Here is a 16,364-nt window from a genome sequence, read left to right on the forward strand (position 1 = left end):
CCAATAAAAACATTCCAAAAGGATCAGTATGGCAACGATTTTAACATTAGCGGGTGATGGTATTGGCCCTGAAATCATGACCCAAGCCGTTGACGTGCTTAAGGCTGTCAATGATAAGTTTTCACTTGATTTAACGCTTGAGTCTGGATTAATTGGCGGTGTGGCTATTGATGCAACTGGTGAGCCTTTGCCAGATGAGACATTGGCCCGTGCTCGCGCCGCAGATGCCGTATTGCTAGGTGCAGTTGGTGGTCCTAAATGGGATGCGATCGAGCGTAGTAAACGCCCTGAGCGCGGTCTATTGAAAATCCGCGGCGAGCTTGGTTTATTTGCCAATCTACGCGTAGCCAAGCTCTATCCACAGTTGGCTAATGCCTCAAGTATCAAACCTCAAATTATCTCAGGTTTAGATCTATTGATCGTTCGTGAGCTAACAGGCGGTATCTATTTTGGTGAGCCTCGTGGTATCCGCACACTAGAAAACGGTGAGCAGCAAGGCTATAACACGATGGTGTATAGCACAAGTGAGATTCAGCGCATTGGTAAAGTTGCTTTTGAGTTAGCAAAAACGCGTGCGCAAGCAGCAGGCACAGCAGCTAAGGTATGTTCAGTTGATAAGGCCAATGTATTAGAAGTCACCGAGCTGTGGAAACAGACGATGATCGAGATGCAGCAGGCTGACTATAGCGATGTGGCGTTATCACATATGTATGCTGACAACGCTTGCATGCAGTTGATTAAAGATCCTAAGCAGTTCGATGTCATGGTAACGGGAAATATGTTTGGCGATATCCTATCTGATGAAGCTGCGATGTTGACAGGCTCTATCGGTATGTTGCCATCAGCGAGCTTAGATGAGTCAGGTAAGGGCATGTATGAGCCGTGTCATGGTTCAGCGCCTGATATCGCAGGACAAGATAAAGCCAACCCATTAGCGACTATCTTATCTGTTGCTATGATGCTGCGTTATACCTTTAAGCAAGAAGATGCAGCACAAGCAATTGAGCAGGCAGTTAGCGATGTGCTTGATGACGGTCTACGTACGCTAGATATTTTAGATAGCAGTGAAGCTGGACTTAAGCAAGTAGGCTGTAAAGAAATGGGTCAAGCGGTCTTGGCCAAACTGATATAAGTTAATTTGCGTTTAAAGGCTATTCCTATATAGCATTTTCCACAGTCTCAGTTTGCGTGTTATATACCCATAAGCTACCAAGTGGCTTATGGGTTTTTTATTGTTTATCTGTTAGCAAAGCTTATTTATAAGCGCCTTATTAACAGAGACGCTGTACAACAAAGCTTCTTTTAACACAAAGCTGTTATATGCTCACAAGGTAATATGACAACATTAATAGCTTATAAAGGAGCTAAAATATTTTGCTTTTAGCAGAAATATAAGAGTAAGCACAAGATTAACAAAAGCAGATTATATAGAATTTAAAAACTGAAAATAAAAAATAGAATTTTTTAAATGAGGAGTGTTACATGTATCAATTAACAAGAATCAGTAAGGCATTGACAGTGGTTAGTCTTTCTAGCTTACTATTCATGGGGCAAAGCATCGCAGCAGAGACAACGGATAGTGTGAGCTCAAGTAATAGCGTCAAAGCTCCGGCAGAAGTCAGTCCAGTGACTAATGGCGTAAGTCAAAAGTTAACAGGAGATAGTAAAGCTGCGACTTCATTGAATAAGCTACTGCCTATTATTAAATACACAACTGAGAACCTATCTGACAATGCGAAAAAGATAAACAATGTCACTTGGACGGCAGATGCAGATATTGATCGTAATATAGGAACAAAGCTGCAGGCTCTATTAAACTGGCATCACAATGGAGTAGGGCCTGTCGATGGCTACTGGGGCAAAAATACTCGCAAAGCCATGCAAGCGTTTCAAAAAGCAAATGGTTTAGACGTAACTGATACGTTGAACGCTGAGACGTGGCAAGCACTGACCAAGAATGAGAAGCTCACGACTCAACCAGTATTAGTCAGTTATCAGCTTACTGAAGCAGATGTGAATGTTAAAACCACAACCATACCTGCTGATTCTGTTGCCAAATCCAAGCTTGAGGGGATGTACTACGAAAGTCTTACTGAGGCGTTGGCAGAGAAGTTTCATATTAGTGAAAAATATTTAAAGTCGCTTAATCCTAATGCCAGTTTTACTGCTGGTGAAATTATCACGGTATATAACCCTGGTAATCCTAATACCAAGCCAGTGCACCGCGTTGTCGCTGATAAAGCCACTGAGACACTCTACGCTTATGATGAGAACAACAATTTGATCGCTAGCTATCCGACGACAGTGGGTAGTACAGCGACACCATCACCAACAGGTACGCATACTGTTAAGGTAAAGGTACACGAGCCCAACTATACTTATACGGCCAATGACGGTAGCAAGTCTATCATTCCACCAGGTCCCAACAATCCAGTAGGCTCGGTATGGATTGGGCTTAGTAAACCAACTTATGGCATTCATGGATCACCAGATCCTGCTCGTATCAGTCGTCAAGCATCAGCAGGTTGTGTGCGTTTGACCAATTGGGATGCGCTTAGTCTGCTTGGAGTCATAAAAAACGGCGCGACTGTCGAATTTAGTTAAATGCGATAGTACTAAGCCATAAAAAATGGACAAAAAAATACCGCTAAAATCTAGCGGTATTTTTTGTGGTAAGTAGAAACAGTCAATACTAAATAACTAAAATATTGATAGGCAATAATGAGCAGATTAGCATTTTCATTATTATTATCAGTTACACTACCCAAGCGTCATATCAGCTATCAGCGATAACGTAGCTATTCGGCTATTGACTGTATCTTACCAATGCTAATACTTTCATAACCATATTGGTCAGTCAGTATTTAGTTTTTACCACGGTAGGTGATACGGCCTTTAGATAGGTCATAAGGTGTCATTTCAACTTTAACCTTATCACCTGTCAAGATACGAATATAATGCTTACGCATCTTACCAGAGATATGCGCGATGATTTCGTGCCCGTTTTCTAAACGAACTTTGAACAAAGTATTAGGAAGGGTATCAATGACTTCGCCTTCAAATTCAATAATATCGTCTTTTGCCATAATTTGTATCAATCAATTAAAAAATAAGCTCATATTATACGTAAGTTAGCGGATTAAAGCAATACGAACCTGCTTTTGACTTGACAGCATGTGAGTGATATGTATGCCAAATGATATTGATTTAATCAGGTAGATTTAACCAGACAGGCGTTAACGGTGCATTTGGCAATAAGCTCTGAAAACGTTCAGGATAATAGGCGTTGATAAAATACAATCCATCACCTGAAGCGGTTGGCGGTGCAATCGTTCGATCTTTTTTCTGCAAAATATTCAAAAAATCTGCTGGCTCTAGCTCGTGTCTACCAATGGCATACAATGTGCCCATCAAATTGCGAACCATATGATGTAAAAACCCATCTGCTTGTATATCAAACACGATAAATTGACCATGAGCAAAAAGGTTTGCATGGCTAATCGTACGCACTGGCTGATTGGATTGACAGGCCGCAGCACGGTAACTGCTAAAATCGTGTGTACCGACGATATCAGCCGCTGCTTGTTGCATGGCTTTCAAATCAAGTGGCTCATAGATATGAGTAACTTGATTATTTAGTATGGCAGGGCGCTGTGCTTGGTTGAGCGTAATATAACGATAGCGACGAGCAATGGCACCAAAACGCGCATGAAAATCAGCTGGCATGGGTTGTATCCAGCGTAGAGCAATATCATCGGGAAGTAGGCTATTTACACCGCGCAACCAGTTATGAGTAGGGCGATACGCATGAGTCGTAAAATGAGCAATCATATTGCTCGCATGGACGCTAGCATCAGTACGCCCAGCTGCGATGACTTCTACAGGCTCGTTAGCCACTTTGCCGATAGCTGTCTCTAAGGCCTCTTGTACACCCAAAACCTCTCGTTGCCGTTGCCAGCCATGATAATGAGTTCCTAAGAACTCAATAGCAATCGCTAAAGTGTAGGTTGGTTCAGTTTCGATAATTTCAGTCTCAGACATTAGGGTTTCTAAACTTATAAAATTGGAATTAATCAAAAGTCGCTTATCGCTTTTTGATGCTAGTGCCAGTTTGGTTGACATTATTCAACCAACGCTGTCTGCGTCTTGCAGGACTATCATAGCGAAGTAGCAACCATAGTAATCGGGCATAAATAGCAGGTATGGTCAAACGTCCACCAGCAATGACATGATGCTCGTACTGCCAACTGCCTGCCGCATAGCTATCGCTGACGCCACCAAATGGACATTGACTGGCTGATATCACCATATGTCCACGTTCATGAGCAAGGGGCAGTGTCTCTGCTAATGCAGCTGAATAAGGAATGTTACCGGCGCCAAATCCTAATAGAATAATGCCACATGGTGGCTGCGACAATAAAGCTTGTAGCTGGTTGTTTATCATCGAAACATCGTTAGGTAGGCAATATAGCGCATGAACACTTGCGTTTTCAGCACGTGTTTTAATACTGGACAGCAAGTCTTGTTGGTCATCGAGCCAATGTTGCCTACGCGTGTCAGGTAGATTTTTTATATAGCTATTGGCTGGATAAGCGGCGCGGGAATGACCAGTAAATGCCATCAGATCATGGCTGTGAATTTTCTGTACTGTTTGAGCAGGCCATGATTCGCCGCTAAAACTAATCTTCACGCCTGATTCACCAGCAGCGGCTAGTTTTAATGAGTCGTTGAGATTGCCCCAAGCATCGCTATGTTCATCGATGTTATAGGAATGCAATATCTCACTGTCTAATAATGGACGCATACTTGCGGTCAAAACAATACAGATATCACTACCTGCAAACGCTTCTGCTAAAAATGCGCCTAAGTAACTCAACGTATCCGTGCCAGTGATGAGTACAAAGCGTCTATCACCTTTGGCATAAGCATTCAGGAGTAGTTGATAGAAATGGGTAAAATCGACAGGGGTAAGCTGGCTGCTGTCTTTGATCAGGGCGTTTTCCAACCATGAGACGGTCGGTAAGTTATTCGTACTGTCTTGTGCAGACAAAAGATTCTGTAGAGTAGGCAAAAACACTTCTGCTGATAATGGCGCCAATGGTCTGCCATAGCTACCAAAGGTACCGCCAGCATAAATCAGTTGAATAGGATCGGATAGATTTTTGAGCATAACAGAAGATGGCATAGTATCAACACAGTAAACAATTATGGAAGAAAAGAGGCGCTGGAGGATTGAGCAACGATGGCTGAAGGGTTTAATAATAGATAGTATTAGAGTTAAATGCAAAAAAATCAGCAAGCATCCCGTGATTAGGAAGTACTTGCTGATAAGAGACTAGACGATTAACTACGCAGTACGTTCAAGTAGTAACTGTGCTTGCTGTTTCTGTTCACTATTACCTTGAGCTATCACCTCATTGAGTAGACGCTTTGCACTGTCATATTCACCCAGCTGTAAATATTGATCTGCCAAGTCTAACGTCACTTGATTACTGTCTAATGACTTTACGAAATCAAAATCTGCTGCGAAACGTGATGAAAAATCTTCTGCTGATTCAGCCTCTTGAGGCGTGATAGAAGTGTCACTCTCAACTGGCGCAGCTATAGAGACTGGGGTAGTGGCCGATGGAGCGTCAAATAGAGAATCAGCATCGTCAATATTAAAATCATCGTCTATCAGCGTATTATCATCAAACCTCAATGATGCAGTAGGTGCGGTATTCGATTCTTCAACATCGCTAAAATCATTAACCTCGATATCATCATTGAGTAATGGTTCCTCGAGATTAATATTTGCAAAGTTGTCTTCTTCAAAGGTCGTGCTCTCAGAAGTACTGTTTCCAAAATCAGTATTTTCCAGAATGAAATTGTCGAAACTACTGTCGTTTTCAGTCGTAGATAGGTCGTCATTGGAGACAGTATTGATATCATCTAATGTATCTAGACTGCCCAAAGATAAAGCAAAGTCATCTTCACCGTTTTGGATAGTATCAATAGAGTGTGGTTCTGAATTCGTAGATATGTCATTAGTGACGACGTCGTCTTTGTCTGCATCGGCTGCTAAATCATCGAAGTCTAATATAAAGTCTTCTTCTAGTACCGTTGCCTCGTTACTATGCGAAGAATTAGCTTCTGTCGAAGTATTGTCGTCAAATGAATCAAAGTCAAACTCAAAGTCACTAAGATCGTTATCTTCGTTATTACTAACATTATCGTTAGCAGAGCTCTCTAAAACGTCGTTATCTACATTGTCTAACGGTATGACAGGCGTTTCACTTGTCATATTAGGCGCAGCGAAATCGTTCTCTAAATCGCTGAGGGTCAGTTCAAAGCTATCATTCGAGGTTTCAGTAGTAGGATTAATATTGTCAATTTCGTCTGATGCTTCTAAGTTATCGATAGGCTCATTTATTGCAGTGTCGTTAGTGCTTTCAACACCTGAATGATTAGACGTTACATCGGTATCAACTTTGCTCGGCGGCAAATCAAAGTCGATACTTTCAAAGTTGGTCGTATTTTCTATAGGTAGTTCTTGAGCGACTACTGGATTCTGTTCTTCAAAATATAAGCTCTTTAGCTCATTGGCACGAACAATAGTGCTCTCATCACTATGTATTTTTATAGACTCATAAATATTATTAAAATCTTCTGGCTGATTTATCGTCGCGTATATGCTGAGTAGTTTAAGAGACAATGCACTGTTATGAGGTTTTTCACTTAAACCACGTTTAATGGTTTCGATCGCCTTGTCATAGCGCTGTTGATCCATAAAACGCTGTGCAATAGTGATATGGTCAAATTTATGGCTATTGCTGACATTAGTGTGGGTAGGAGTACCATAATCTACTTTTGGTGATGGAGTAGACGTATCTTTTCTTGCATTAATAGGCGAAGGTGCTGACGATTTTTGCGCCTTGTTTTTGCGCAAGAATAAAGCAGCCACTAACAGAATAAGCGCCAATCCGGCGATGATATATAGCATATTGTCCATAGTTATTCCTACGCCTGTGATCACAATCTAATGTATGAATCAGTTAGGCAATTATTGATTACGTAATTTTTCGAGACGAGCCTGTAGCTCAGCCAATTTTTGGTTTTGTAATTGAATTTTTTTAGTATAACTACTAAGAGTGCTACTGGTACTTGATAGACGCTGAGCCTGTGATGCTGCCTGCTGCCGCGATGCTTTGAGTGTCGCTAATATATCTGTGCTCAAACCATTCCCTGTACTTGATGCTGCTTTTGCTTGAGTGCCATCTGCATTACCATCTCGCCCGGGCGCAAGCACAGAAAACTGTGCTTTTGATAAAGTCTGTGTTTTAGTTGTCGTGGCTTTCTCAGGGCGTTTGACCGCTTGTGTACTTATAGAAGGTTTTTTAAAAGGTCTTTGAGCTGTTTTTTGCATCGCTGCTGTATTTGCTCTACGAATATATTGTCTTTGTGCATCGATAGCTGCTTCTAAGTTTTTTTGCGATGGTATGACATCGTAACTGGGCAAAATAAGCTTAGCATCTGCTTTTAATTGATCTGCGTCTTTATTGATAAAGGCATCAGGGTTTTGTGACTGAATTTGCTTCATCACAATGGAAGTATCTAGATTATTTTCTTGCGCAATCTGCTGAGCAATAATCCATAGGCTATCGTTACGTTGTACTTGGTATTGATTAGTTGTCGTACTATCTATTGCTCTATCATTTGAAGACGCATTATTGATAGCGCTATTAGCGGTTTTCGAAGTTGTATTGTCAATAGAAGCCGCCAAGACGCTAGTATCATTTTTCTCAGTATTGCTTGCTATGATGCTAGTAGTCGGAGTAGGTACGGGTGATGCATCAGCGTCTGTTTTTTTACGACTCGGCTGTATCTGCCGTGTGACTTGAATATTTAGAGTGTCGAGTGGTTTATCAATCAATACTTTATCTAAGATAGGAGTGTTCTTAATACTTGCTTTGGCGTTATCATTGGCACTAACTTTCGTAGTTTCAGTGTTGTTGTTTGCATTTAAGAAACTGCTATCTAAACGGTTCGCTGAACTAAGTCCGTTACCAGTATTCTTTGCATTACTGATAGTATTTTTTATATTAGAGTCGCTATTTAAGCGCCCATTATCAAGTCGACTAGGCGCGTAAGTAAAGTTGCTAGTCTGCGAAGTAGCTGTCACTGTCGGTGCTTGTATGTTAGACACTGATCTAGAAATAGAAGAGTCAACTGTTGCTATGTTTGCTAGAGCTGGTTTATTTGCAGCAGCGTTAGATACCGATATTAGTGGCGGCGGCGCACCTTTTCTTACGGTTAACGGTTTTGCAGCGCTTGCAGAAACACTTGGTAAATTGAGTTTCTGAGTGCCTTTTATACTGTTCTTGGAAGCATTATTAATCGGTAGACTATCGTTTAACGGCATTAATAATGTTTTTGGTACTACATTTTGCTGCCCATTATCATTGATCGATAACACCAAATCAGCAAAGGGCTTGGACACAGGCTGCGATGTGCTGATTAATACCTGACCACTGGTCGCTGAAGTTGCTTGAAAGCGCACTTGCATTGAATCGGTCGGCGTTAATCCCATCTGCTGATAGATAACTGGATTGGCCAAGCTCGCTGAAAAATCAGCCGCTCGTATGTCGGTGACCACGATACTTGCGCTCAACGGTTCATGCTGAGCTGAGCTAACCACTGTCTTACCGATAGTTGCCGCTTGTGCGCTTGGAACAATAGCGGCCAAACCTACAGAATAAAGTAATGCCATCGATACCGCGCGATGTACAGGAGTCAAGCGACGAGATAAATGACAAGACATGAGCAGTCCTTTACAAAATAAGTTATCTTTGCTGTTATAACAAAGTACGGTTTAGTTTACCAGTTTATTTCACAACTGTTGCGTCCAATGCATAAATGTTTATTTAATGTTCATCTTATTTTCTTGTCAAGTAACATAGCATCGCCATAGCTAAAGAATCGATATTCTTTTTCAATAGCATGTTGATAGGCCTGTTCAATCGATGCTTTGCCAGAAAAAGCTGATACCAACATTAGCAACGTCGATTTGGGTAAATGAAAGTTTGTTAACAGTCGATCAATGACACCGAATTTAAACCCTGGATAAATAAAAATGTCTGTGTCCCCTGACCAACTAGAGAGTGCTTGCCCATTGATAGCTGTTTTTTGATACGCCGTTTCAAGGACGCGAGTCACCGTGGTACCAATAGCAATAACCTTATTACCATTTGCATGCGTTTGATTAATTAGCTCAGCAGTTGCTTGTGGCAGATGTGCATACTCACTGTGCATAGTATGATTGAGTAGGTTGTCTGTTTTAACTGGCGCAAAGGTACCAGCGCCAACATGCAATGTCACAAAAGCAGTATTGATGCCTTTTTCTGCCAACTTATTGAGCACCAATTCATCGAAATGCAAACTTGCTGTCGGTGCAGCGACACTTGCAAGCTTAGCGGGATCATGAAACACCGTTTGATAACGAGTATTATCAGTGTCATCGGCCTGACGTTCAAAGTAAGGCGGGATAGGTAGCTCGCCATAAAGTTCTAAATCAGGCAAAATTGGCGCATCAAAGGCTAAAATAAACAAGTTGTCCTGACGACCAATCATCGCGCCACTCATATGACTATCGGCAAGTTGAAAGCGTTGTCCGAGTTTCAATGCTTTGCTAGCTTTTACATGGCAAAGGGCAATATGTTCTTGGTTGACTGACTCATTATCTGAATCTTCTAAATGCAGTGTTGCTATATCTAAGTCTGAGACAGTAACCAATCGCTCAATCAAGACCTCGAGTTTACCGCCAGTTTCTTTTTGACCGAATAGGCGTGCCTTCATCACCTTTGTATCATTAAATACAATCAGGTCTCCAGCGTCTAATAATTCAGGCAACTCAGAAAACAAACAGTCTTCTACAGGCGTAGCATTTGTGTCAGTGTGAGCAGGCAAGTACAAAAGTTTTGAAGCAGAACGCTGTGCCAATGGATATCGCGCAATCAAACGATCTGGTAGGTCATAGTCATAGTCTTCCACGCTTAGATAATCTAAGACGTCACTATTGTTATTGGTATCAAGCGGAGTATTAGAATCGGAAGATGCAGTGTGAGCATTGGTCATAATCAGTCTTTAAATGGATAGAAATTTTGGCATAATTGTAGCAGAAATACTGCTATAAAAGGTTGCTTTACTAAGTAGTCACCGTGCACAAAACATATTTGAATCACTTAAATAGCCTAAGCGATAAGCTTTTAACTGTCCTAATATTTATTATGTTAGTCTTTGCTTATTTTACTCAAATAAATTTAATTGAGGCAATAGTTGAGCTGCAGGTGTCAATGACGAAAAAGTGACCCCGACTAATCGGATAGGGAGCTGGCGCGGAATATCTAAGAATAATTTGTCTAACCAGTAATGAGCAGATTCAGCACTACTAAAAGCGGTAGTCAGCGTGTGCGTACGGGTAATCTGAGTAAAGTCGGCATACTTAACCTTGAGCGTTATAGTATGAGCGATGAGATTTTTTTTGTGCAGTTGCGAGAAGGCATCCGCATTTTGTTCATAGATTTGTATACGTAACGCCGTGTCATCGTTTAGGTTTTCTCTAAAAGTAGTCTCCGAACCAACAGACTTATGCAGGCGCTCAGACTTGACAGCGCGTTCATCGCGACCATGAGCGATATCATGATAAAACTGTCCTCGCTTACCAAACTCATTAATCAATACTTCGGCTGACATACGGCGTAGATCAGCACCGTTAGTCACGCCCATCGCATGTAATCGTCTTGCCGTTGCTTTACCTATCCCGTGAAATCGTTCAATAGGCAGTGTACTAATAAAAGCATCAGCGTCTTCTGGTGTGATAATAGCGGTGCCGTTAGGCTTATTGATATCAGAGGCAGTCTTGGCCAACATCTTGTTGAAGGACACGCCAGCAGAAGCAGTCAATCCTGTATGTTGCAATATTTGTGCTCTTAACCAATTTGCCATTAATGTCGCTGAGCCTTTATGTACAGTAAGACCAGTGACATCGAGATAAGCCTCATCTAGCGATAACGGCTCAATATGAGGCGTTAAGCTGTACATAATATTGCGAATATCGCTGCTAACAGCTCGATATACTTCAAAACGTGGTCTGACAAATATGACTTCTGGACAACGTTTGCGAGCCTCATAACAAGACATAGCTGAGCGCACTCCAAACTGACGAACCTCATAGCTAGCCGCTGCTACAACACCGCGTCCATTTGGGTCTCCACCAACCACTAGTGGTTTGCCCCGTAATTCTGGGAAGTCACGTTGTTCTACACTGGCATAAAACGCATCCATATCTATATGAATGATTTTACGTGGACTGGATGCTGTAGGAGTTTTCATGATTAATATTTTACATCACTCAATACTTCTGTTTCAGTATCGATTATTAAACTATAAAGAGATTTTTCGAATATAGAACCATAAAAATATGGCAATATGCGAATAATTTATATATCAATAATTAAATATAGTGTAAGGTTAATAGTCAGAGATATATGGCGTTAAAATACTAATATAGTTAACATATATTCACTAATAGATGTTCAGTATGGTGTATACCTTAAGTTTTTCAGATTTTCTATACCGCCTATCTGAATATTATCGCCCTTTATCATGAATATTATAGTTATATGTTACAGTTCTAATGCTATCGCTTTACAATATATTAACCACGATAATCAATAGTTATGAAAGTAATAAATGGTCTTTTATAGGAATTGTATTTACCTGATAAGACATTGTTTATAGCTCATACCAAACTTATGAATTGAATACTGGTAAATTAACTTTCTAAAAATATTAATGAGAAAGTTCAAGATAATTAAGGAGCTGATGATGAGTCATGAATTAAAAGGGAGCGATTTGACAAGAGCAATGTTAGCGCGCGGTGATGAAAATATATGGTGTGCGGTTTGTGATGAAAGCGATGAACAAGCGATGATGGATCAGTGTGGTAATGATTTTACCGCTTATATCGTATCGTTTAATGATGGATATTTTTATTGTAGCGCTGGCATGCCATGGAGTTATGCAGTACCGATTAAGATAAGCGCTGTTATGCCATTTGAAGTATCGATATAAATAAATTAAGAGTTTGATAGGGCGAATATAATAAGCACAAAAAAACCTCCGATAAAGGAGGCTAGTTTGTACTAAATATTGGTACCAGTGGTCGGACTCGAACCGACACGCTTTTAAAGGCAACGGATTTTGAATCCGTCATGTCTACCAATTCCATCACACTGGCATGTTAGGTGATAATAGTTATTGACTAAATATTATCTAATTGGGCTACAGTGTTGACTGTATAGGCTGCGTATTATAGCAGCCTATTTACATGCGTCAAGTATTATTTTATACAATTTTTCATTTATTCTACTAATGCTAAATAGCATCATTCTAGCCGACAAAGGCACGCTCAACTGCGTAATCTGCTTGCACACCCATACGTGGTGAAACAGTCAAGCCAAAGTCATCTAAAATAGCAGAAACCTCAGCATTAAACGGCATACTGCCACAAAGCATGACACGGTCGTCGTCTTTATTCATTGGTGGTAAACCAATATCTTCGAACAATTTGCCTGACTTCATCAAATCAGTGACACGTCCTTGATTTCTGAATTCTTCACGCGTAACCGTTGGATAATAGATGAATTTTTCGCGATACCATTCACCAAAGATTTCATCATTAGGTAGCTCGTTTTCGAACATCTCGCGATAAGCCAAATCATGAACATGACGTACGCCATGTACTAAGATAATTTTGTCAAAACGCTCATACACTTCAGGGTCACGTGCTAGTGACAAGAAGGGAGCAAGACCAGTACCAGTAGAGAGCATATAAAGGTTCTTACCTGGTAGCAGATCGTCCAATACTAGTGTACCCGTTGGTTTTTTACTGACTAACAGCTCGTCGCCTACTTTGATATGTTGCAAGCGCGAAGTTAATGGACCATCTTGAACTTTAATAGAGAAAAATTCTAAATGATCTTCATAGTTAGGGCTGGCGATTGAATAAGCGCGTAATAGTGGCTTGCCATCAACAACAAGTCCAATCATCGCAAATTCGCCATTACGAAAGCGCAAGCCATCGTCACGAGTGGTTTTGATACTAAATAGAGAGTCATTCCAGTGATGAACCTCTGTGACCGTTTCGGTGCGAAGTTTTGACATAAAGTCCTCGTTAATAAGTTGTTATTTGTGTGTTAAGTTTGAATAAGTATTAAATCAGAATTTTCAATGTTAAATTGAACATTATAAAAACGTATCAGTCTTTTAAGCGTTGTCGAAACTGCTATTTTTATGAACGAGTAAATGATGAGTAAGCGTAATAGAATTGGTTTATCAGCTTATATATAGCCAGCTATTACGTCATTAGACATAGTAAATTTGCGTCAACGATGACAGCATTACTGGTCATATCATCCAAATGTAAATGACTCTCATCAAATTTCTTGCTCATAATACCAAACTTTAAAATAAAAATCCGTCTAGCAGTGATTGTCTAGCATGATAAAATGGAATATCGTTAGTGAGTAATTTTGTATCATTTGGCAAAACTGCTTTATCAAGGTAGTTTTGTATTACTGGAGTTGGTCTATGCTTGATGAGAATCCCCTGTTAGATAACTACCATCAAGCTCCTGTTATTGGCTATCATCGTGCCCCGCTGTCACAAAAATTCGGTGCGCCGCGCCAGCCAAACTTGGTTGCTATGACTAGTGTCATTGAAATGTTAGCGCCATATGATACGCCAGCTGCATTTGATGGTTTGGATAAGTTTAGCCATATATGGGTGAGTTGGCAGTTTCATCATAATTATCGATATAAAAATAACAATGAAACCAGTACTAGCTTTCGTGCTCAAGTACGCCCACCAAGATTGGGCGGTAATCAAAAAATAGGGGTATTTGCCAGTCGAAGCATGTATCGTCCTTCGGGGTTAGGCCTATCTGTCGTCAAGCTCGAGCAAGTCAAAATAGTTCAAGGTCGTGTATTATTGATTATCAAAGGTGCTGATATGATAGATGGCACGCCAATCATCGATATAAAGCCGTATGTGGCGTATAGCGATGCGCTTGTAGAGGCAGAGAGTGGCTTTGCACCTACGGCTCCTACGCTATTAGAAGTGACGATGACCGATGCTGCTAATGAACAGTTTATGATATTAGTAAGCGCAGGCGAGCCTAGTGATGCTCATAATGATACAAGCAACAATAATACAAGTATTAAAGACGCAAACACTGGATCGAATAGTGCGACAGTTGCATCTACGATTCATCGTATACAAAATCAATTAGTAGCCTCAGATATGAGCATTATTAAAGAGCTAATTGCCCAAGACCCGCGTCCAGCTTATCGACGGACAGAGATCGCTACGCCATTTGTTATGCGTTATAAATCGGTTGATGTGAGTTTTCAGTTGATAGAATCAGGACAGCTACAGATAATCGCTGTGGTTACGGTGTAGCTGGCTTGCATCGATAGCGTTTTTGACAACACATTTTAAAATAATAGAAGAAGAGAGATATGTCTGCTCAACAGTACTCGATAGTGATTGATTTGCGTTGGTGTCTAGATGAGCTATTGGCAGATAAAGTGATTGACCAACGCGGCTATAATCTAGTCATTACTAGCCGTCGCGACAAAGCGCAGCATCCTTTACTAACGATTAGTGAATTTGGCTTGCCGAATGGCCATGCGACGGACAATAGCGCTGAAAATAAATTAACTTTGGCTTGGCTCAACCAATGGTTGGCGGCTAAAGCAGACATGTCTCTCGTTCGTATTGATCCTCTAAAAGTTGATGTCCCTGCAGTCACACAATTGATGTCATTTGAATATGCACGTTCACAGCATATTTTACCGATTGAGGTCGCTGTAGACGAAGTGGTTATCGGAACAGATCAGCCTTTTTATACTGACTGGCACTCAAGTATTGAAAAATTGATCAAATCAAAAAGCTATCGTACGGTCTATATCAATCCTGAGCAGATCAAACGCTACCGGCAGGAGTTCTATCAAGTCACCCAAGCGATTGCAGGCGCAAATAGTGTCCATAAGCGTGCAGCTGCCGATGTGACCAATGTCGAAGCATTATTGCAATTAGGTGACAATACTAATCCCGATGCCAATGACCAGCATATTGTCAGAGTTGTTGATTGGCTGTTGCAATATGCCTTTGAGCAACGAGCTAGTGATATCCATTTAGAGCCACGTCGTGAGACAGGTAAGGTTCGCTTCCGAATTGATGGTGTACTCCATACGGTGTATGAGATGCCATTGGCAATCATCGTCGCGGTGACCGCACGTATCAAAATTCTAGGGCGACTAAACGTTGCAGAAAAGCGTAAGCCGCAGGATGGCCGTTTAAAGACGCGAACGCCGAAGGGACTAGAGACAGAGCTTCGTTTATCGACTATGCCAACCGCATTTGGTGAAAAGTTGGTCATGCGGGTGTTCGATCCTGAAGTACTGGTGCGCTCCTTCGCTCAGCTTGGTCTATCCGGCAAGCAGCTTGAAACGTGGCATGAATTGACTGCTCATCCAAATGGGATTATTTTGGTCACTGGGCCTACAGGGTCAGGTAAAACCACGACCTTGTATAGTACTCTCAAGCAGCTAGCGACTGAACAAGTCAATGTCTGTACCATTGAAGATCCTATTGAAATGATTGAACCTGCATTTAACCAAATGCAAGTAAATCCAGGTGTCGATCTAAACTTTGCCGACGGCATTCGCTCTTTGATGCGTCAAGATCCTGATATTATTATGGTGGGGGAGATTCGTGATGCCGAAACAGCCAATATGGCAGTACAAGCCTCATTGACAGGGCATTTGGTGCTCTCGACACTACATACTAACGATGCGCCAAGTTCAATCACTCGCTTGCATGATTTGGGTATTCAGCCATTTTTGACATCAGCGACTATCTTAGGCGTAATGGCACAGCGTTTGTTACGTACGCTATGCCCGCATTGCAAAAAAGCGGTAGACGTTGTGCCAGACAGCGAGGTTGCCATTCAATGGCAGGAGTTGGTACAACCTTGGCGTGCGCCTGCCCCAGCACAAATTTATATGGCTCAAGGCTGCGAGCATTGTCGACACACTGGTTATCAGGGACGAATCGGCCTATACGAGATTATGCCGTTGTCTAACGAATTAAAAAAACTGGTCGCAGCCGATACAAACTTAGATGTGCTCAAACAACAAGCCTATCGTGAAGGTCTACAGCCATTACGTCTATCAGGTGCAAAACGTATTAGTGAAGGTGTGACAACCATAGAAGAGGTGATGCGAGTCGTGCCTCTTAATTAACTATTGTATTTGAAGTCG

Annotated in this window: 13 protein-coding genes and 1 tRNA gene; 5 read left to right on the top strand and 9 right to left on the bottom strand. The window is 41.3% G+C overall.

The window, feature by feature from the left end; translation table 11 throughout:
- Positions 1-28 precede the first annotated feature (28 nt).
- Together leuB and CXF69_RS02710 are read left to right on the top strand one after the other, a co-directional pair.
- Positions 29-1,132, top strand: coding sequence for a 3-isopropylmalate dehydrogenase (gene leuB / locus CXF69_RS02705; RefSeq protein WP_101205467.1), 1,104 nt, complete (start codon positions 29-31; stop codon positions 1,130-1,132).
- Between the two features lie 350 nt (positions 1,133-1,482).
- Positions 1,483-2,604 (top strand): L,D-transpeptidase family protein, encoded by a 1,122-nt coding sequence (locus CXF69_RS02710; protein ID WP_101205466.1) that lies wholly within the window; start codon positions 1,483-1,485, stop codon positions 2,602-2,604.
- A 260-nt stretch (positions 2,605-2,864) separates the two neighbouring features.
- Here CXF69_RS02710 and infA read toward each other — a convergent pair whose 3' ends face one another.
- The 7 genes from infA to dinB form a co-directional block, all read right to left on the bottom strand.
- On the bottom strand, positions 2,865-3,086 hold the full coding sequence (gene infA, locus CXF69_RS02715) for a translation initiation factor IF-1 (protein WP_021814850.1): 222 nt from the start codon (positions 3,084-3,086) through the stop codon (positions 2,865-2,867).
- Positions 3,087-3,207: 121 nt separating this feature from the next.
- Positions 3,208-4,041 carry a tRNA pseudouridine(38-40) synthase TruA gene (truA, locus tag CXF69_RS02720; protein ID WP_101205483.1) on the bottom strand — a complete coding sequence of 278 codons (834 nt, stop codon included), beginning with the start codon at positions 4,039-4,041 and terminating at the stop codon, positions 3,208-3,210.
- A gap of 43 nt (positions 4,042-4,084) precedes the next feature.
- Positions 4,085-5,185 carry an asparaginase gene (locus tag CXF69_RS02725; protein ID WP_180952649.1) on the bottom strand — a complete coding sequence of 367 codons (1,101 nt, stop codon included), beginning with the start codon at positions 5,183-5,185 and terminating at the stop codon, positions 4,085-4,087.
- A 162-nt stretch (positions 5,186-5,347) separates the two neighbouring features.
- The gene (locus CXF69_RS02730; protein ID WP_102078539.1) at positions 5,348-6,991 is read right to left on the bottom strand and encodes a FimV/HubP family polar landmark protein; all 1,644 of its coding nucleotides are present in this window, start codon (positions 6,989-6,991) and stop codon (positions 5,348-5,350) included.
- Positions 6,992-7,042: 51 nt separating this feature from the next.
- Entirely contained in the window at positions 7,043-8,800 is a 1,758-nt protein-coding gene (locus tag CXF69_RS02735) for a type IV pilus assembly protein FimV (RefSeq protein WP_102078538.1), read from the bottom strand.
- 110 nt (positions 8,801-8,910) lie between these two features.
- Positions 8,911-10,113 carry a tRNA preQ1(34) S-adenosylmethionine ribosyltransferase-isomerase QueA gene (queA, locus tag CXF69_RS02740; protein WP_102078537.1) on the bottom strand — a complete coding sequence of 401 codons (1,203 nt, stop codon included), beginning with the start codon at positions 10,111-10,113 and terminating at the stop codon, positions 8,911-8,913.
- A 171-nt stretch (positions 10,114-10,284) separates the two neighbouring features.
- Entirely contained in the window at positions 10,285-11,370 is a 1,086-nt protein-coding gene (dinB, locus tag CXF69_RS02745) for a DNA polymerase IV (RefSeq protein ID WP_102078536.1), read from the bottom strand.
- A 495-nt stretch (positions 11,371-11,865) separates the two neighbouring features.
- Here dinB and CXF69_RS02750 point away from each other — a divergent pair, with 495 nt between their 5' ends.
- A complete protein-coding gene (locus CXF69_RS02750) occupies positions 11,866-12,111 on the top strand; it encodes a hypothetical protein (RefSeq protein ID WP_057759343.1) in 246 nt (81 codons plus the stop codon).
- A gap of 79 nt (positions 12,112-12,190) precedes the next feature.
- Here the strand turns inward: CXF69_RS02750 and CXF69_RS02755 are convergent.
- Both CXF69_RS02755 and CXF69_RS02760 read right to left on the bottom strand, forming a co-directional pair.
- Positions 12,191-12,277: transfer RNA gene (locus CXF69_RS02755), tRNA-Leu, on the bottom strand.
- A 152-nt stretch (positions 12,278-12,429) separates the two neighbouring features.
- On the bottom strand, positions 12,430-13,203 hold the full coding sequence (locus CXF69_RS02760; protein ID WP_101205461.1) for a ferredoxin--NADP reductase: 774 nt from the start codon (positions 13,201-13,203) through the stop codon (positions 12,430-12,432).
- A 426-nt stretch (positions 13,204-13,629) separates the two neighbouring features.
- Between CXF69_RS02760 and tsaA the strand changes: the two genes are divergently transcribed.
- Positions 13,630-14,499 carry a tRNA (N6-threonylcarbamoyladenosine(37)-N6)-methyltransferase TrmO gene (gene tsaA, locus CXF69_RS02765; RefSeq protein WP_101205460.1) on the top strand — a complete coding sequence of 290 codons (870 nt, stop codon included), beginning with the start codon at positions 13,630-13,632 and terminating at the stop codon, positions 14,497-14,499.
- A 59-nt stretch (positions 14,500-14,558) separates the two neighbouring features.
- Positions 14,559-16,346, top strand: coding sequence for a type IV pilus assembly ATPase TfpB (locus tag CXF69_RS02770; protein ID WP_101205459.1), 1,788 nt, complete (start codon positions 14,559-14,561; stop codon positions 16,344-16,346).
- The last annotated feature ends 18 nt before the right edge of the window (positions 16,347-16,364 follow it).

The sequence above is a fragment of the Psychrobacter sp. Choline-02u-9 genome (assembly GCF_002836505.1).
GTDB lineage: Bacteria > Pseudomonadota > Gammaproteobacteria > Pseudomonadales > Moraxellaceae > Psychrobacter.